This window comes from Bradyrhizobium sp. USDA 4510 (genome assembly GCF_054059095.1).
In genome coordinates this window covers 6,481,117-6,499,072 of sequence record NZ_JBSSBT010000001.1, presented here as the reverse complement: position 1 = coordinate 6,499,072, position 17,956 = coordinate 6,481,117, and the positions used below count along the sequence as shown (strand labels likewise).

Below are 17,956 nucleotides of genomic sequence, written 5' to 3'. Positions count from 1 at the left end.
ACCCAGGGACCTGTGCATCCAAGTGGATCATGCCCTGACGCCTGCTTGCTCATTTTCTGGCAGTTCTGCAGTCCACAGGGAGGCCCTGTTCATGACAGCTTCGCCGATTTCGAATCCGTCTAATTCCGTGCCGTATATCGAGATCGATGCTGTATCGAAATCCTACGATGGGGGGCGGAGTGTTGCTGTTTCCAACGTATCGCTCGACGTACAGCAGGGGTCACTGGTCGCGCTCGTGGGCGGCTCGGGATCCGGCAAGACCACGCTGCTGAAGACCATCAATCGACTGGTCGATCCTGACGTTGGAGAAGTCAGGATCGACGGAGTGCCTGTAAGCAAAGCCGAACCACCGATGCTGCGGCGGAGCATCGGCTATGTCTTTCAGGGGATCGGTTTGTTTCCACACATGCGAGTTGCCGACAACATTGCCGTGACACTCAAATTGCATGGCTGGCAGGCGAACGAGATCGAATCGCGGGTGGCCGAGATGCTGGATATGGTGGACTTGCCGCAGGATTACGCCAGCCGCTTTCCGCACATGCTGTCCGGAGGTCAGCGCCAACGGGTTGGCGTCGCGCGTGCAATCGCCGCCCGACCGCGCATTGTTCTGATGGACGAGCCGCTGGGTGCGCTCGATCCTGTCACCCGCGACAGCCTGGGTTCTTCCTACCGCGAGTTGCACGACCGGTTCGGCATGACGACCCTGATGGTGACCCATGACATCCAGGAAGCTGCGCTGATGGCTGATCGAATCGTCGTCATGAAGAACGGCCGCGTACTCGCCGACGATACGCCGCATACTCTGATGATGGGCTCTGGTTCTGACGATCCGGACGTGACCGCCTTGATGGAAGTGCCGCGACGTCAAGCGGAACGCATCGCCGCGCTTGCGACCAAGAACGGACCTGCTCGTGCCTGATGCCGGCGCAGAGCTGCTTTCCAGTGCCCGATTAGACGCGTTGTTCGACGCCTGGCGCCTGCTTCCCACCTATCTCACACCACATATTGTACTTTGCGCCACGGCGCTGGCGCTTGGACTGCTCGTCAGCCTGCCGCTGGCTGCCCTCGCAGCGGAACGACCATGGCTACGCAGGCTGGTGCTTGCCATCGCCAGCTTGATCCAGACCATACCGGGACTTGCGTTGCTCGCACTGTTCTATCCATTGCTCCTTGCGCTCTCGACATTGACGGCACGGCTCTTCGGCTTCGGCATCCCCGCACTGGGATTCCTGCCGACGCTGATCGCATTGACGCTCTATGCGATGCTTCCGATCTTGCGCAACAGTGTGGTTGGTTTGAATGGCGTCAGTCCAGCTATCGTCGAAGCGGCAGAAGGCGTTGGTATGACGCCTCAGCAGATTCTGACGCGCGTCAAGGCGCCGCTCGCCACGCCCGTCATCATGGCCGGGGTGCGGACTGCAGCCGTATGGACGATTGGAGCAGCCACGCTTTCCACGCCCGTCGGCCAAACCAGCCTTGGCAATTACATTTTTACGGGGTTGCAAACCGAGAACTGGGTTTCCGTGCTGTTCGGCTGCACCGCCGCGGCCGGGCTTGCTCTGATCACTGACTTCTGTCTCGGTCTTGTGGAGACAGGGGCGTCTGAACGCAGCAGGAAGCGTGTGTTGTTCGGCATCGCCGGGCTTGCTCTCGGCACGCTCGCCGGTTTCGCGCCGCTGCTCTCGAACGAAGCGGAAACCTATGTCATCGGCGCGAAGAGCTTCTCCGAACAGTTCATTCTGGCGGACCTGATGGGTGACCGGCTGAAGGCTGAAGGAGTCGGCGTAACGCGCAAGGATGGGCTCGGTTCGGCTATCGCCTTTCGCGCGCTGGCTCACAATGACATTGATGCTTACGTCGATTACTCCGGCACGCTCTGGCGCAACGTTATCGGTCGCACTGACATGCCACCGCGCGAGGAGATGCAGGCGGAGATCGTCCGCTGGATGAAAGCGGAGCAGGGCGTCACGGTACTCGGTGCGCTTGGTTTCGAAAATGCTTACGTTCTCGTGATGAAACGGGAGAGAGCGCAGGAACTAAATGTCACCTCGATTGCCGATCTTGCTCGTGTTGCACCTCAACTCACCATCGGCGATGACCTTGAGTTCTTGGGCCGACCGGAATGGCGCTCGCTTAAGGATGCCTATGGTCTGTCGTTCAGAACGCGACGCTCGTTCAATCCAACGATCATGTATCACGCTCTCGAGGCCGGCGAGGCCGACGTCGTCTCCGCGTTCTCCAGCGAGGGGCGTATCGCGGCGCTTGATCTGCTCGTACTGGCTGACCCGAAGCATGCGATACCTTCCTATGATGCGCTGATCCTCATCTCGCCAAAGCGTGCCGCCGATGCGCGGCTGAAGCGAGCACTTGTTCCGCTTGTCGGCTCGGTGCCCGTTGAGGCGATGCGCGCCGCTAACCTCATGGTCGACGGTGATACGGACAAGGCTCCTCCGGCAGAGGCGGCGCGAGCCCTGGCAAAGGCCGTGCATTTGCAGTCGCGATAAATGCGAGAACACGATCAGGGGCGTTCTCGTTCGACGTTCGACCATCGCCGATGAGTCGTGCTCGAGATGCCGAACGAAATTGCGCGCCTTGCAATGAACGATCAGTTCGGAGCGTGGTCGGGCGCCGTTGGCAACGCTTTTGCGGTGACGCGAGGCCCCAGTCCAAGCTGGGGGCATTCGGATTCATAATGACGCCACGAATCGTTGTCACGAACGTACAACCGTATTTGGGGATGACAATGCGGGCAAAAAAAATGGAAAGGGCGGTTGGTTCCAACCAATCGCTGCTTGAACTGCTGCAGGCAGAACTTGCAGCCCTCAACTCGCAAATCGAAGCGGTTGAAAAGACGCGGGCAGAAACGCAATCGATCGATGAGTTGAGACAGTGTGCGATCCGCGCGTGTCGACGGATCGACGAGATTCGTTCCATCGTTGCTGCCGAACAGTCGAACGACGCGCCCAACAGCGCAACTCGTGAATCTCCGTCTACGGTTGCTCGTTGAAGCATGTTCGAGACGCTGTTTTAAGTATCGCCGGCCGCGTGGTCCGTCTCTCGGATTCCTGAGCGGTAGACGCGATCAAGGCGCTCGCCAAACGGGGGCGGCGATGCTCCGCTCGCTCGTCTGCGGCGGTCGTCCTGAAGGCGAGGACGAATCTCGACTTGCGTCATGCGCTTGGGCATCGGCCCTAACCAAAATCGTCCCTTAGATCCCGACAGCGGTGCGTGTCGCAATCAGCCAACTTCCGGTTGTAGCGCGATCAGCAAGATCGCCACCGCGACCACTGCGAGCCAGCATTCAGCGGCGATGATGGCCCATTCGGTGCCTGTTCGATTTTTCATTGGCGCCACCTTTTTCGACGGCTCCGACGTGAGTCTGAGGGGCTTCAACGTCGAAGCGGTCTTCGCCAGTGCTTCGGCCTATCCGAGTTTGATGCGCTGTGGGGCTCGGCTGATCCGAATGACGATCAGATCACACTCGGCCTTGGATGGAAGTGCACTTTGTGCCAACGCAACTGGTTCCGCTGTCCTGCTTGTATCATGGTTCATGCACAACGCAGGTCGTCCTTCGTGCGGCACCCAATTGTGTTGCCGCCAGTGCATTCCAAGCCAGGCCGAAGCTCAGTCCGATGGACGACACTTGATCCGCGTTGAGCGCAAGCCTGATTTCCCATCCGCGTCCATGGCGGCGTGAAATCAAAACTTCGGACGACCCAAATCCGCGCACGTCGCGTTTCCATTCGCGCAGCATTAGAATCAATTCCTTCTCTTCTGCGCTCACTTCTATTCTGGACATCGCCATCACCGCATCAAGCCACCCCAACCGGCAAAGCTATTGAGCGCCTCAACGCCGCGTCAACACGCGCGCGTGCATATCCGACTTGGCACTCGATGGCTGTCACCCGTCTCGCAAGCTCCGCTGACGCAAGCGACGGCCCCGACGTGCTGTCTGAGGGCCGCGCCGGAGCCGTCTTTGCCAGTATTTCGGATTGGCCGAGCCGATGCGCGTGCTCGGTCGATCCGATGTACGCAATGAGATCACAACCGCCTCGTGATGGGATGTGCAGTCCGTGCCAACAGCACGAGTTCCATGGTCACGATTGCATCATAATCAATCAACAACCAATACGCCCACGCGTGTTGCTGTTCCATCGAATGCGTTTCACTTTGCATTTTCCTCGGCGGTGGTGGGCGACTCATGATCCAGCACTGGACTCGCAAAGTGTGTCGGCTAGCACTCGCCGGGGAACGGAGGCCATGATGAAACGCTGCGACCGCAAGCGCTCCGACATGACGCCGTGCGTGATTACCGACGGCGCGGATGCCTATAGCTTCGAGAGCGATCAGGACACCCACCCGATCTGCGTTGGCTGCGGTCGCAGCCCGCAAGTTACAGGCGTGGCGCCACCCGCCGATTGGGCTGAGCAGGTTGCCGACTATCTGAAGGCCGTGCAGATCAGGCAGCGGCGCTGAAGCCTCGCAGCGCGCGGCGCCCATGCAGCAGATCCGACCGGCCTGCCCAATCCACCAGCCCGGCCGAACCGCTCGCAACGGGCCTCGTGTTCGCGCTCGATCAGCCCGATGAGCGCTAGCTGCCATCGTCCCTTGCAGGTCAGTTCCATGACGCATTGATCGTCGTGCGTCATGTCGTCACGGATCAGTCCGTCGCGCGGCAAAACTGGGCCGCCGACCGAGGAGGTCGGTGTCAACGATTGCGGCTCACCCGGACCTTGAGGATGCTCGGAGTAGTGCGCGGTCGCTTCGTATTGGCCTCACGGCGTTGCGTCAGTCGACCGCACAAGAGGCTTCCAATCCGGGAGAAACCACCGTTTCAACGAAAAAGCTCCGGGCCTTTGTTTGGCCCGGAGCTCTCATGTCGCTTGGAGTTAAGCGAGCGATCAGTACCTGGCGACGGCCGGGCCGCCCAGGTTGAACCTGTAGTTCAAGCCCGCCTTGATGGTGTGCTGGTCGTTGCGGAAGCTGCCGATAAAGCCGAGAGAATCGGACACGTTGACGGTGCCGAAGTCATAGTACTGGTATTCGAGCTTGCCCGACCAGTTCTGGGTAAACATGTATTCGAGACCGGCACCGACGGTGTAGCCGTCACGGCCGCCGTCGCCGCCGAAGCCGTTCGAGAAGCGCGTGTCAGCCCAGGCATAGCCGCCCTTGACGTAAAGCAGCGCCGGACCCCAAGTGTAGCCGAGGCGGCCGGTTACCGAACCGAGGCCACGATTAGCGAAGCTCGAACTGGTATCCAGAAAACTATAGTTGGCTTCAAGACCCAGCACCCAGCTCGGCGCGAACTGGTAATCATAGCCAGCCTGCACGCCGCCCATGAACACACCGTCGTTGCCACCGCCGAAGCCGGGGGCGAGGACGTTGTCGTTGCCACCGAACGCACCACCGACGTGACCACCGATGTAGAACCCGGTCCAGTTGTAGATCGGGGTCGGAGCAACATAGGGCGGAGCCTTGGCGTAGGGCTGCGGCGCGAGATCAGCCGCGGAAGCGGGCGCGACCGCGCCGAGCGCGATCATGCCGGCGGTGACAAGCAGAATTTTCTTCATCTTTTTCATTCCAACTTTCTTGTACTAGCCCAGCCCCAAGTTCATCGCCTATCAGACACGTGCGGAATTGCTGTAACTTGGCTGCAACAGGCGGCGCCAAACGCGGGCTGCTCAGGGCAAGGGCGAGAGACGCTTGGCGTTAGGCGAGTTTGGAACTTTCGTGACTCGCATTATGCATTGCAGATCACGTCCCGGCGCAACGCGTCGGTGGATAGATGACTATCTTCGCATGGAACTGGGGCGAGCTCGAAGACGACCGAGAGCGAAGCGCAGGCCTGCAGCGCTTGTCGAGCCAAAAGGAAGAGTCACTATCGGGCTTCTGTCCCGTAGCGGAACGAAGTGGGAGGCCCCGACGCATACCAGCCCCGCGCCGCGGTCCGTTTGCGTGCGCGCAACACCCCGCCCGATATCTCTGACAGATTGATCCAGCGATAATGCAGGGCAGCGTCCCGATGATAGGAGTCCTGAACCAGGCTGTGTCAATCACCGGAGAGGATGTCGCAGCAGACTCGTCCGATGAGCCACGAAATAAGGCCAAGGGCGGCGATCACGACTCCAACTATTGGGGCAAACGCCACGTAATGGCGATAGGTCGTCGATTGGGGCGCTACGTAAGCCTTCTCGTTCGCTGGACGGTGCCGTTCTCGTGAAAACGGCGTGCTGTGCGTTCGGCCGGAGTAAAGTGCCCGTAATGCGGTCACATTCTCTGCGCTTGCAACGCGAACTCGGCTTCGTCGCTCGCGCTGAACTAGGAGCGCTTTTCGAGTCGCGGCCGCGGCCCTTCGGTGATGCGGAACCGGGACAGCACGTCGGTGCGAATGGCGCCGCGGAGGATCTTGCCGATTCCGTTGCGCGGCAATTCGTCGAGGGCAAGCAGCAGGCGCGGACGCTTGTAGTCGGTCATGTTCGGCACCACGCGATTGATGCGCTCCTCCCAGCCTGGTGCGGGATTTTCCACCGCTGCCAGAATGACCTCGCCCCAATAGTCCGAGGGAATGCCGACCACCGCGACTTCCGATGGCTGCAGCGCCGGCGCAAGCAACCGTTCGACCTCTTCCGGCGCTACTTTGTAGCCGCCCGACTTGATGACGTCGGCGCTACGGCCGGTGAGGTGCAGCCGGCCGCGTGCATCGAGATAGCCGAGATCGCCGGTTTCGTGGAATTCATTCGGTGCCAATCGGACGAAACCCTCGGCGGTGCGGTATCCGGCCATCAGATGTTGCGCGCGCATCAGGACTTCGCCGCCATCGCCCATGGCGGCCGGCCGGCCGTCCTCGCCGCGGATGACGATTTCAACACCGGGAGCGGGCCAGCCGACGCAGGCGTCCTCGCCTCCGGATGCATACCAGGACTCGGTCTCCTCGGCTTCAAGCACTGTGATCGGATTGAATACCTCGCTCTTGCCATAGGTCACCCGCACCACGGGGCCGAACATCTCCTTGACGCGCGCGTAGAGCGTGGGCTTCAGCACGGCCGTGCCGCAGAAGATCGTGCGCAGCGACGAGAACTGGCGCGTGCCCGCGGCAGCCACGATCTTTGCCAGCACGGTCGGCGGCGCAAACATCGCATCGCATGCGCCGCGTGCAAGGATATCAAGTACGCGCGGCGGGTCGACGCCGTCGAGCAGTGTCACGGCCGCACCCGACGACAGATAGGCATGCGTCATCAACGAGGAGCCGTGCGAGAATGGCGTCATCAGCAGGACGTTGCTGCCGGCACCCGGGCGGAACGGCAGGTTCGCCCGCAGCAATATGTTGGCCGTCCAGCGGCCGATCTGGCTGTGAACCGCGCCTTTCGGACGTCCGGTGGTACCAGAGGTGAAGACGATACGCGCCGGCGCGTCGCCGTCGACCTGCGAAAAGGCGGCCGGATCCAACGCGGTCCGTTCGATGCTTTCGACCTCGATGATGATCGGACCGCCGGCGGCCTTTTCGGTCGCGAGGGCCGCGCCGGTGATCAACAGACGAACGTTGGAGACCGCGAGGCAGTAAGCGCGTTCGTCGCTGCTCAGCGCAGGGTTGATCGGGACTTCGACGGCGCCCGCCAGCATGACGCCGAAAGTGGCCGCAACGGCGTCGGCGCTGTTGCGGAACAATGTAGCCACGGCATCTGCCGGGCCGATCCCGGCCTGCATCAGGGCATCCGCAACGCCGGCGGCTTTGGCGAACAACTCCGCATAGGACGTCGTGCCGGCGGCGTCGACGACAGCCGGCCTGTTGCCGTAGCGGAGCGCGAGCGTGGAGAATTCGCCGGCCCAATGGATTGATTTCGATAACATGCTCGAGTTCTCCGTCGAGACGATCCGCGCTGCTAGCCCGCGCCATAGACCAGATTGGGCAGCCAGAGCGAAAGCTGTGGGACATAGGTGATGATTGCAAGGCACAGCAGCAGGCCGAGGAACGGCAGAACGCCGCGCACCACTTCGGTGACCGGCGCCGTCGAAATCGTGGCCAGCACGTAGAGGTTCAGTCCGACCGGGGGATGAACCAGCGCGATCTCCATGTTGTGGGTGAAGACGATCGCGAAATGGACGGGATCGATTCCGAGCGGTTTCAGCGCAGGCGCAAGGATCGGCATCACCACCAGCAGCGTGGCGGCGACCTCGAGAAAGCATCCGAGCACGAGCAGCAGCACGTTGATCGCGAGCAGGAATTGCCAGGGATGAAGCTGGTTGTCGAGCGTGAACTTCACCAGCGAGGCCGGGATGCCCGAGTCCGTCATCCAGTGGCCGAACGCCAAAGCGGTCGCGACGATGATCATGATCGTCGCGGCGCTCTTGATTGCCTCGGCGATCACCTCGAGCGTCTGGCTGACCTTAAAGCCGCGATAGAAGAACAGGCTGACGAGAAGAGCCACCGTGGCCGAGACCGCGGCTGCTTCGGTGACCGTCATCAGGCCGCCGTAGATTCCGACCATCACGATGAAAGGCACGCACAGCGCGGGCAGGGCATTGAGGCTCATCCGCACCAGTTCGGCGCGAGGCACGGACGGTTCGCGCGGCAGCTCGTATTTGTGCGAGTAGTAGAACACCCAGCCGAAGAACATCGCCGCCTGCAGCAGCCCGGGAAGGATGCCGGCCAGGAACAGGCGCGGCACGGACTGCTCTGCGATCAGCCCGTAAAGAATCAGCGACAGGCTGGGTGGAATCACGATGCCGATCGTGCCGGAAGCGCCGACCACGCCAAGCGCAAAATGACGCGGATAGCCGCGCTCGATCATCGCCGGCACCAGAATGGTGCCCATGGCGAGCGCAGTCGCAACTGAGGAGCCGCAGATCGCGGCAAACAGGGTACATGACACCACCGTCACGAGACCGAGTGCGCCCCGCAATCGTCCGAACCAGGCGATCGCGACATCGACCAGCGCCTTGGCGACGCCGCCGCGCCGCATGAATGCGGCGGCCATCACGAACAGCGGCAAGGCCATCAGTGTGCTGGAATTCATTTCATCGGCGATCTTCTGCGCGATCGCCACCAGAGGCTGGTCGCTGAAGCCGAACAGGACCGCCGCGCAGAGACCCAACACCAGAAAGATCGGCATTCCCGCGCAGAGCAGCCCGAAGAACATCAGCAGGAAAAGCATCGTCCACATCGTGTCGGTCTCGTTGTTGCTGGACCTGAAGCGTCCCGATGCGGGACCACGACGGTCAGTTTGCCGATGGCAGATCGGTCATCAAGACGGCTGACGTCGTCGATCGCTCAATGATCGTGAACGGCGATGACCATGGTGGCGGGATCGAAGCGGAATACGAGCAAATAAAGCTTGATGACGTAGCGCAACAGCATCAGCACGGCGCCGGTCAGGATGGCCGAGTAGTAGATCCACATCGGGAATTCGAGGCCCGTGATGCTGCGCTCGTCGAGGCTGCGGGCGACATCCGCAACCTGGAAGCCGCAATAGGCCAGGCCGCCACAAAACAAGATCGCGACACAGCAGTTGAATGCCTCGACCCATCTTTGCCCTTGCGGCGGCAACAGTCGCAGCACGACGTCGGGCCTGACATGCCCATCGGTCCGGACCAACTGGCTCGACGCCAGAAACACCGCCCAGACCGTCAGATAGACCACTACCTCCTCGCCATTGATGAAGGCGAAGTTCTTGTTCACGTAGCGACCGATGACCTGAGCGGTCCCGACCGTCAGCGCGGCGGCACCAAGAACTCCTATCAACAGGAGTTCAAGCCTGTTCCAGATCTTCATCATGGGTGGCAATCAATGGCCGACGGTCGTTACATCCGCCTGCACCTGCAGCAGCAAGGCGGGCGAAATCCGCAACTCCTTCGCGATGCCGTCCTGCAAAGGCAGCATCTTGGCGCGGACCGCAGCGAGCGCGCTCTCGGACGGCGAAACGAACACGATGCCGTTCTTTTCCAGCGTGTGGCGCGCCTCGGTCTGAGCTTCTTCCATACTCTTGCGGTAGGCCTGGATGTTCTCCTGCCAGAGGTCGACGACCAGCTTCTGGAGATCCGGCGGCAGCTTCTTGTAGAAGCTCTCGCTGATCATCGGCACGTAGAACCCGACGAATTCGCGATCCGCAAATCCATATTTCACGCCGGATTCCCAGAGCTTTGCGCTGGCAAGGCTTTCATCGGTCGAGCTCAGCCCGTCGAACGTGCCTTGCGAGAGCGCCAGCGGAACGTCCGGCCAGGCTGTGACGTTCGGTGTTGCATTGAAGAACTTGGCTCGCGCCGATTGTGCGGCACCGCCGGAGTTGCGGATCTTCATGCCGGCCTGATCGGCGAAGTCGCGGATCGCCTTGTTGGTGCTGTAGGTGTTTTGATATCCGAGCTGCAGCCAGGGGCCGAGCAATTTGACATCGAGCTTGCTCTCGAATTGCTTGTTGATGATCTCGCCGATCTTGCCGTCGGCAGCAGCATAGACCACCGGGTAGGGCTGCCCGAAAAATGCCGGCAGCTGGAAGACGTCTGCATCGGGGACGAAGCCGGTCAGCACCCAGGTGCCGGGGATCGCCATCTCGACGGCGCCCTGACGAAGCGCCTTCACCACGTCGCGGTCGCGAAACAACTGGCCGCTGTGGAACAGCTCGGTCGTGATCCGGCCGCCGGATTTTTCCTGCAGCTTCTTCAGGTAGTCGGCGGCAGACAATGTCCGTCCGTGTGTCGCCGACGTGTCCACCGAAGCCCGCAGCTTGAACTGAGGTTCGGCTGCTAGCGCTCCTGGCTGCACTGAATCGCAAGCACGGAAAGCACGGCCGTCACGGCGCCCCGCATCATCGAGTTTCTCCCCTTGGCCGTCATCTTCTGTCCGCGACGGGTCACGGAAGCTAACGGGCAGGCTAGGTTGATTCAAGTGGAACGTTTCATTTCATAGGTGTGTCAGTAGCGATGCGTCGTTTGGAGTTTCTGATGGATCATTCGATCGACAGGGTAAATTACTGTTATTATTCATGTTTATTGCATGTCCAGAATGGTGGCTCATCTCAAGCATAGCTGATCTGCCCTATTTTTCATGAAACGTTTCATTGACAAGGCGACCTCCGCGCGCCTAGCGTCCCGGCGCCGAGCGATACGCGCGGCCCCGGGGCGAACGCTTCGGGTTTCCACGCAACAAGTGGACGGCGCATGAGCCGCAACAAATTACGGGGGGAATGATGAGCACTACGCGGAGAAATCTGCTGTTGTCTGGCATCGCCGTCGGCGCTGCGCTGGCCAGTTCGAATGTCTCGGTGATGGCGGCGGGACAGGAATTGACGCTCGGCGTCGTCGGCGTTCTGTCGGGTCCCGCTGCGCAATGGGGCCTCGCGCTGCGCGGCGCGGTCGAACTCGTCGCCGCCGAGGCCAACCGGGACGGCCTGATCAAGGTCGACGGGGCGCCATGCAAGGTCAACGTCGTTGCCATCGACAGCAAATACACGGCCGAAGGCGCCGCCGCTGCAGCCAACACGTTGGCAGGGCAGGGCGTTAAATTCATCATCGGCCCGATCGGCTCGCCCGAGCTCACCGGCGTGAAGCCGATCGCCAAGCGCAATTCGATGCTGGTGATGGGCAACGGCTACGCCAAGGATGCGCTGTCGCCGCAGTTGCCACTGGTGTTCCACATGGGGCCGGGTCCTTCGGGCTGGGCCGAGCCGATCATCAAGATCGCCAAGCAGAAGTTCGGCATGAAGAGCGTGGTGCTGGTCGCGCCGAACGACCAGGGTGGCACGGATATCGCGAGCGTCGACGCCGACGCATACAAGAGAAGCGGCATCACCGCTTCCGAAGAATATTATCAGCGTGGCACCACCAATTTCGCGCCGATCGTGACCCGGATCATGAACGCGAAGCCCGACGCCGTCGATCTCGCTTCATCGCCCCCTGGCGACGCCGGCATCATCGTGAAGCAATTGCGTCAGGCTGGCTTTGAGGGACCGATCGGACGTCTCGGCGGTCCGGGATACACCGAAATCTCCCGCGTCGCCGGTGGCGACGAGGTGCTGAAGGACTTCTATTGGTACGAGCCGGTTCTCATCGACGAGAAAGTGCAAATGATCGCCGACGAGTACAAGAAGCTGCTCGGTGCCGAGCGGCCGGAAAACAATCTGTTCTTTCAGTGGGTCTCCGCCGCCCGCATGGTAACCAAAGCCATCGCCAAGGCCGGTACCATCTCGGACACGGCCAAGGTTGCCGAGGCCCTGCGATCGTTGCCGGTTGAGGATCCCAATATCGGTCCCGGTCACTGGATCGGGCAGGATTTCTTCGGCATCAACCAGGAACTGTCGTTCCCGTTCGGTGTCGGACTCGTGGAAAAAGGCAAGCTGCAACCGACCATCAGGGTCGAAGCGGCCGGCGGCAAGTAGCGGGTACTCCGTGCAAGGTTTTGTCGCCACCTGCCTCATCGGCATCAGCCTGGGTGCGCAGTACGCGCTGCTCGCCCTCGGCTTCACCCTGATCTTCGGCATTCTGGGAGTCGTCAATTTCGCGCATGGCGGCTTCTACGTTCTCGGAGGATATCTCGCCTATTCCGCGGTGACCTATCTTGGCATGCCCTACGCGCTGGCGGTGATCTGCGCGGCGCTGGGCACCACGCTGCTCGGATTCCTGTTCGAACGCTTCGTGCTGGATCGCGTGATCGACGATCATCTGGCGACGCTGATGCTGACGCTCGGCCTCTATTTGATGATGTCGAGCGGCATATTGGTGGTGTTCGGACCGCAATCTCCGGCCTTCGCCTTTCCATTGACCGGTGTCATTCACGGCCATGGCTTCTTTGTGCCGATCGAGAATCTCGTGGTGCTGGGCGTCTGCATCGTCGGGATCCTGTCGATCTACGGCCTGATCTATTACACCGATTTCGGCCGCGCGCTGCGAGCGCTGGCCGATGACCGCGCGGTGGCGACAGCGCAGGGACTGCGTCCCGCGATTCTGTTCCCGGCCGCCTTCGCCCTGGCGACGGGGCTCGCCGGCCTCACCGGCGCGCTGGTCACACCGATCCTGTCGCTCGCGCCGCATATCGGCGATCCTGTGCTGGCGACGTCCTTCCTGATCGTCATTCTCGGCGGTCTCGGTAGCATCGGTGGTGCGACAGTCGCGGCTTTCATCGTCGGCATGGCGGAGGCGTTCTCTGCGGTCTATCTCGGTGGCTCGAAGGGCGCACTCGCGCTGTTCGTGCTCGTCCTGGTCATGCTGGTCGTCAAGCCATCGGGTCTGTTCGGTCACCGGGTTCGGGGAGCTTGAGCACATGACAGCCCGCACCCTTTCCAAGCGCGGCGACCTGGCCGAGGCAGCAAGCGTCGTGGTCATCGCGGCCGCTTTCGTAGTTCCCTGGCTCAGCCAGAACCCGATGGTCTATTCGCTGGCCAACCAGATGCTGATCGCGATTACGGCCGCGTTCAGCGTCTACATCATGCTGCGCATGAATCTGATGACCTTCGCGGTGCCGACCTTCATGGCGATCGGCGGTTACACCGTCGCGATCCTGGGGCTTCGTCACGGCGTGACCGACGTGCTGCTGCTGGGGCTTGCGAGCTTCGTGGTGCCGGCGCTGTTTGCGCTGCCGCTCGGCGCGCTGGTGCTCCGTCTGACCGGCGTCTATTTCGTGCTGGTCACGTTCGTCCTCACCGAGATCACGCAACTGTTGCTGTTTGAAACGCCGGGGTGGACCGGGGGGGCCAATGGACTGGTCGGCATGCCGGCCGTGACGCTGTTCGGGCTGGAGCTCGCCGACAACCGCGCGGTGCTGCAGGTCACGATCGGGCTGGCGCTCGCCGGCGCTATCGTCACCGCTGCGGTGACCCGCACGCTGCGCCAGCATTTCGCGGCGATCGAGGAGAACGAACTGCTCGCCCAGAGTCTTGGTCTCGTCGTCTGGCACTACAAGGCGTTCGGCTTCGCCATCGCCGCGGGCGTATCCGGGCTCGCCGGCTTCGCCCTCGTCAACATGCTGCTCACGGCCCATCCGACCTCGTTCAGCGCGCTGTCATCGGTCAACTACATTGCCTATGCGATCATCGGTGGGAAGAGCAGCATGCTTGGCCCGGTTGTCGGTGGCGCCCTGCTGATCTGGGCGGGAGACGTCTTCGCATTGCGCGGGGAGTATTCCCAGTTCCTGTTCGGCTTCCTGATCGTGGTGGTGGTGCTGGTCGCGCGCGAGGGCGTCGTCGGGACGATCCATCGCCTCGGCGTCCGCGTGTTTTCGCCACCGTCGCCGTCGCGGTCTTCCACCGTCGCCTCGTCGCCGACGCTGAGTGTGCCCAATGCGATGGAGCCCCTGCAATGACGGCTGAACGCACCGGACGGACCGACGGCGGCGCGCTGCTCGAGGTCGCAGCGATCTCCAAGCGTTTCGGCGGGCTGCATGTCTTCGACAATGTCAGCTTCGCCATCCCGCCAGGCGACGTCCTCGGCGTGATCGGACCGAACGGCGCCGGCAAGACCACGCTCATCAACGTCATTTGCGGCATGCTGCCGCCGACCATCGGCCGGGTGCGGCTCGACGGCAAGGATATGACCGGCAAGCCGCTACATGCCGTCAGTCGCATGGGAATTATCCGCAGCTTCCAACAGACCAACACCTTCCGTACGGCATCGGTCCGCGAGAACATTTCGAGGGCCCTTCGCTTCAGCGGCAGTGGGCCCGGATGGGACAGCGTCGCGCCGCTGATCGACGAGTTCGAGCTCGAACCGCAGCTCGACGAGCAGAGCGACAAGCTGCCGTACGGGCTCCAGAAGATGCTGGGCCTTATTCTGGCTTGCGCCGCCCGGCCGAAAGTCCTCCTGCTCGACGAGCCGGCGGCCGGTCTCGAGCGGCGGGAGCGCCTGCGGGTCGATGCTTTCGTGCGCCACGTGAGGACGGAGCTCGGTTGCGGGGTCCTGATCGTCGAGCATGACATGGATCTCGTGCGCCGCCTCTGTCCAAGAATACTGGTGCTCGATTCCGGTCGTGTCCTGGCCGAGGGCGCTCCGGCCGACGTCCTGGCACGCAAGGATGTCATTGACGCCTATCTCGGGACAGTGGACGAGGAGGCGGCCTGATGCTGGCGGTGAAAGACCTCGAAGTCCGCTACGGCGGCATCACGGCAATCAGCGGCGTCTCGATCGACGTCGCCGAGGGCGAGACGGTGCTGCTGATCGGCGCCAATGGTGCCGGCAAGTCGAGCCTGATCAACGCCATCATCGGTCTGGTCCAGGCCTCGCATGGCAGCGTGCGCTTCGCGGGCCGTGATCTCAGTGCCGTATCCTGCGATGGGCGCGCGCGGGCCGGAATTGGGTATTCGCCCGAAGGGCGCCGCGTGTTCCCGACCATGTCGGTCGCTGACAACGTCCTGAGCGGCGCCTGCTGGCACGGCGGAGCGAGCCAGCGCCAAGCCTGGGCCTGGCTTTGTGGCATCTTTCCGATCCTGAAGGAGCGCGCCAGCCAGCCGGCCGGACAATTGTCGGGGGGACAACAGCAGATCGTCGCCTTGGCGCGCGCCATGAGTTCGTTTCCCAAGCTGCTGCTGCTGGATGAACCCTTCCTCGGGCTCGCGCCGGTGTGGATCGCGCAGATCAGCGAGGCGATCCGTCATATGCAACAGCGCGGCACGACCATTCTCATGACCGAGCAGATGGCGCGTCCGGCGCTCAAGCTTGCCACACGCGGCTACGTGATGCGCGGTGGCGAGGTCAGGCGGAGCGGCACCGTCGCCGAAATTCGCGACGTTGCGCTTGCCGAGGAGTATTTGTGATGTCCGCTACTTTGAACGCCACTGCGCTGCTCGGGACCTTCGCCGCAACGACGTCGGCGAGCGAACTGTCCCCGGATGTCGCCACGAAGGCAGCCGTTTGCCTGCTGGACTCGCTGGGGCTCGCGCTCGCGGCGCGACACGAGCCGACGGCCGCGGCCGCGCGCGCGATGTCCGCGGAGGTGCTGCCTGGACCGCGCACCGCGCGCATCTGGGCGAGCGGCAAACATGCCGCGCTGTCCGAGGCGGTTCTCGCCAACGGCATTGCCGTTCACGCCCATTTTCAGGACGACACCGACCACGATTCATGGACGCACCCGGGATCCCTGATTGCGCCGGTCGCGGTGTCGCTTGGTGAAACGCTGGATGCGCCGCTGCGCACCGTATTGACCGCTCTCACGGTCGGCTATTCCACGCTCAAATGGCTTGGTGCGGGTGAAGTCGTTGCCCGCGGCCTGATCGGCAGGGGCGTGCGGACCAGCCCGACCTTCGGCACGATCGGTGCTGCGGCGGCGGCCGCAGCCGCACTTGGGCTCGATCCACCGAGGTCCACCAGCGCGGTTGCAATCGCGGCCTGCACGACCGGCGGCACGCTGGAGCCGGTGCGCTGCGGCTCCGATGAATGGCGCGTACAGAACGGGCGCGCCGCCCAGGGCGGGCTGGTGGCCGCGGAGCTTGCGGCGCGCGGCGTCCAGGGGGCGCCCGATGCGCTGGAAGGACCGAAGGGATTGTTGCGCTCGCTTGCCGGCCTCGATCGCACGCCAGAACAATGGCAGCGAGGCCCCGATGTCGCGACGATGATCGGCATCATGGCAAAGCCGTTCGCAACCCTGGGCGACAACATGTCGGCGGTGCTGGCGGCGCATATGCTTCACCGCGACGGCATCGATCTGTCGCAGGTGAAGCGGATCACCGTGACGATCTGGGAGCCCTATACGCAATATCCGGGAACGTCATTCAAGGGACCGTTCACGCGGACCGTGCAGACCCAGGCCAGCACCGCCTTTGCGGTCGCCGCCATGCTGCGCTACGGCCGCCTCGACTACGAGATGGGCGTCGAGCACCGCCAGGACCGGGAGATTATGGCACTCGTCGGAAAAACGATCGTCGAGCCGGACGCGGTCGGCACCCATCTCGACGCGACCGTCGAGTTGGAGATGGAAAATGGTGCGCGTCTTCGCCGGACCGCGCGCGAGGCGCCCAAGGTTCTGGTGTTCCAGGACGAAGCCCGCGCCACCGAGGTTTTCGATAGCCGCTTGGCCGGCACCGGAATTCCGGCCGGCGAAGGCGCCAGCCTTGCGGCCGAGGTTTTCGCCTCGGCACGTAGTGGCGGATCGATGCCTGTGCGCAGGCTGCTCGACCGCCTGACCCGATCTCAAAGGGATGCGATCAAATGAAACTTGGACTTGAAGGCAAGACTGCGATCGTCACCGGCGGCAGCAAGGGCATTGGTCTCGAGACCGTACGCTTGCTGGCGGAGGAGGGTGTCAAGGTTCTGGTCTGCGCGCGCCGCGAGGACGCGCTGGCCGAATGTCGTTCTGACGTCGAGCGGAGCACCGGCGTCAAGGTCGAAACGCTGTCGCTTGATGTGACGGATCTGAAGCAGATCGAGCGGCTGCCGGCGGTCGCCCGCGACCGTCTCGGCCGCGTCGACATCCTGGTCAACAATGCCGGCACGGGCACCTACAAGCCGTTCCTCGAAGTCACCGACGAGGAACTGCAATACGGCATGGCGATCAATTTCTTCGCTCAGTTCCGTATCTGTCAGCGCATCATCCCGATCATGATCGAGCAGAACGGCGGCGGCATCGTCAACGTGTCGGGCGAAACCGGGATCATGGTGACGATGCCGCCGTTCCTGTCGTCATGCACCGGTCCGGCCAAGTCGGCCGAAATCCGCTTCTCCAAGATTCTCGCCAACGAATTCGGGCCGCACAACATTCGCGTCAACTGCGTCGTTCCCGGTTTCGTCAATACTCCGGAACGTTTTGCAAAATGGGAGCGTGAGCTCGCCAAGCGCAATCTGGGCGAAGAGGAGGCGGAAGCCGAACGCAAGCGCTGGTCGGAAAATAACTCGATGCGCAACACGCGCTGGGGCACGCCGGAGGAACTCGCCAATTTGATCGTCTTCGCGCTGTCCGACCGCGCGAGCTTCGTCAACGGCGCGGTGCTGGTTGCCGACAATGCGCAGGACAAGTCGTGAAAGCGCCGCCGCTCGACATGAT

At 62.4% G+C, this 17,956-nt stretch carries 17 protein-coding genes; 11 read left to right on the top strand and 6 right to left on the bottom strand.

The features are described 5' to 3' along the window. The first annotated feature begins 91 nt into the window (after positions 1-91). The 3 genes from ACVMDN_RS30235 to ACVMDN_RS30225 all read left to right on the top strand — a co-directional run bounded on the left by ACVMDN_RS30235 (position 92) and on the right by ACVMDN_RS30225 (position 3,007). Entirely contained in the window at positions 92-919 is an 828-nt protein-coding gene (locus ACVMDN_RS30235; protein ID WP_253638749.1) for an ATP-binding cassette domain-containing protein, read from the top strand. A gap of 40 nt (positions 920-959) precedes the next feature. After that, on the top strand, positions 960-2,504 hold the full coding sequence (locus tag ACVMDN_RS30230) for an ABC transporter permease/substrate-binding protein (RefSeq protein ID WP_256527985.1): 1,545 nt from the start codon (positions 960-962) through the stop codon (positions 2,502-2,504). A gap of 188 nt (positions 2,505-2,692) precedes the next feature. Further along, positions 2,693-3,007: a hypothetical protein gene (locus ACVMDN_RS30225; protein WP_253638751.1), complete on the top strand. Its 315-nt coding sequence runs from the start codon at positions 2,693-2,695 to the stop codon at positions 3,005-3,007. Between the two features lie 534 nt (positions 3,008-3,541). Here the strand turns inward: ACVMDN_RS30225 and ACVMDN_RS30220 are convergent. After that, entirely contained in the window at positions 3,542-3,805 is a 264-nt protein-coding gene (locus ACVMDN_RS30220) for a hypothetical protein (protein WP_253638752.1), read from the bottom strand. Between the two features lie 455 nt (positions 3,806-4,260). Between ACVMDN_RS30220 and ACVMDN_RS30215 the strand changes: the two genes are divergently transcribed. Continuing rightward, on the top strand, positions 4,261-4,476 hold the full coding sequence (locus tag ACVMDN_RS30215) for a hypothetical protein (protein ID WP_253606941.1): 216 nt from the start codon (positions 4,261-4,263) through the stop codon (positions 4,474-4,476). A gap of 425 nt (positions 4,477-4,901) precedes the next feature. Here the strand turns inward: ACVMDN_RS30215 and ACVMDN_RS30210 are convergent, their stop codons facing one another. The 5 genes from ACVMDN_RS30210 to dctP form a co-directional block, all read right to left on the bottom strand. Further along, on the bottom strand, positions 4,902-5,570 hold the full coding sequence (locus ACVMDN_RS30210; RefSeq protein ID WP_456834791.1) for an outer membrane protein: 669 nt from the start codon (positions 5,568-5,570) through the stop codon (positions 4,902-4,904). A gap of 748 nt (positions 5,571-6,318) precedes the next feature. Beyond that, positions 6,319-7,848 carry a class I adenylate-forming enzyme family protein gene (locus ACVMDN_RS30205; protein WP_253638754.1) on the bottom strand — a complete coding sequence of 510 codons (1,530 nt, stop codon included), beginning with the start codon at positions 7,846-7,848 and terminating at the stop codon, positions 6,319-6,321. 32 nt (positions 7,849-7,880) lie between these two features. Further along, positions 7,881-9,161, bottom strand: a complete 1,281-nt coding sequence (locus ACVMDN_RS30200) for a TRAP transporter large permease (protein WP_456834792.1) — start codon at positions 9,159-9,161, stop codon at positions 7,881-7,883. A 107-nt stretch (positions 9,162-9,268) separates the two neighbouring features. Then, complete coding sequence (locus ACVMDN_RS30195; protein ID WP_057017373.1) at positions 9,269-9,772, bottom strand: TRAP transporter small permease; 504 nt, start codon at positions 9,770-9,772, stop codon at positions 9,269-9,271. Between the two features lie 9 nt (positions 9,773-9,781). Then, complete coding sequence (dctP, locus tag ACVMDN_RS30190) at positions 9,782-10,675, bottom strand: TRAP transporter substrate-binding protein DctP (protein WP_456827986.1); 894 nt, start codon at positions 10,673-10,675, stop codon at positions 9,782-9,784. A gap of 532 nt (positions 10,676-11,207) precedes the next feature. Between dctP and ACVMDN_RS30185 the strand changes: the two genes are divergently transcribed. Genes ACVMDN_RS30185 through ACVMDN_RS30155 form a run of 7 tightly spaced genes read left to right on the top strand, consistent with a single transcriptional unit; the run spans position 11,208 to position 17,934 of the window. Further along, the gene (locus tag ACVMDN_RS30185) at positions 11,208-12,368 is read left to right on the top strand and encodes an ABC transporter substrate-binding protein (protein WP_253638756.1); all 1,161 of its coding nucleotides are present in this window, start codon (positions 11,208-11,210) and stop codon (positions 12,366-12,368) included. Positions 12,369-12,378: 10 nt separating this feature from the next. After that, positions 12,379-13,245 carry a branched-chain amino acid ABC transporter permease gene (locus ACVMDN_RS30180; RefSeq protein WP_253638757.1) on the top strand — a complete coding sequence of 289 codons (867 nt, stop codon included), beginning with the start codon at positions 12,379-12,381 and terminating at the stop codon, positions 13,243-13,245. Positions 13,246-13,249: 4 nt separating this feature from the next. Continuing rightward, on the top strand, positions 13,250-14,287 hold the full coding sequence (locus tag ACVMDN_RS30175; protein ID WP_253638758.1) for a branched-chain amino acid ABC transporter permease: 1,038 nt from the start codon (positions 13,250-13,252) through the stop codon (positions 14,285-14,287). Next, entirely contained in the window at positions 14,284-15,042 is a 759-nt protein-coding gene (locus tag ACVMDN_RS30170; protein WP_076826880.1) for an ABC transporter ATP-binding protein, read from the top strand. The genes ACVMDN_RS30175 and ACVMDN_RS30170 overlap by 4 nt, the downstream gene beginning before the upstream one ends. Continuing rightward, positions 15,042-15,734 carry an ABC transporter ATP-binding protein gene (locus tag ACVMDN_RS30165; protein ID WP_050387518.1) on the top strand — a complete coding sequence of 231 codons (693 nt, stop codon included), beginning with the start codon at positions 15,042-15,044 and terminating at the stop codon, positions 15,732-15,734. The genes ACVMDN_RS30170 and ACVMDN_RS30165 overlap by 1 nt, the downstream gene beginning before the upstream one ends. Then, complete coding sequence (locus ACVMDN_RS30160) at positions 15,734-17,128, top strand: MmgE/PrpD family protein (protein WP_253638759.1); 1,395 nt, start codon at positions 15,734-15,736, stop codon at positions 17,126-17,128. The genes ACVMDN_RS30165 and ACVMDN_RS30160 overlap by 1 nt, the downstream gene beginning before the upstream one ends. After that, positions 17,125-17,934 carry an SDR family NAD(P)-dependent oxidoreductase gene (locus tag ACVMDN_RS30155; RefSeq protein ID WP_057017379.1) on the top strand — a complete coding sequence of 270 codons (810 nt, stop codon included), beginning with the start codon at positions 17,125-17,127 and terminating at the stop codon, positions 17,932-17,934. The genes ACVMDN_RS30160 and ACVMDN_RS30155 overlap by 4 nt, the downstream gene beginning before the upstream one ends. Positions 17,935-17,956 lie beyond the last annotated feature (22 nt).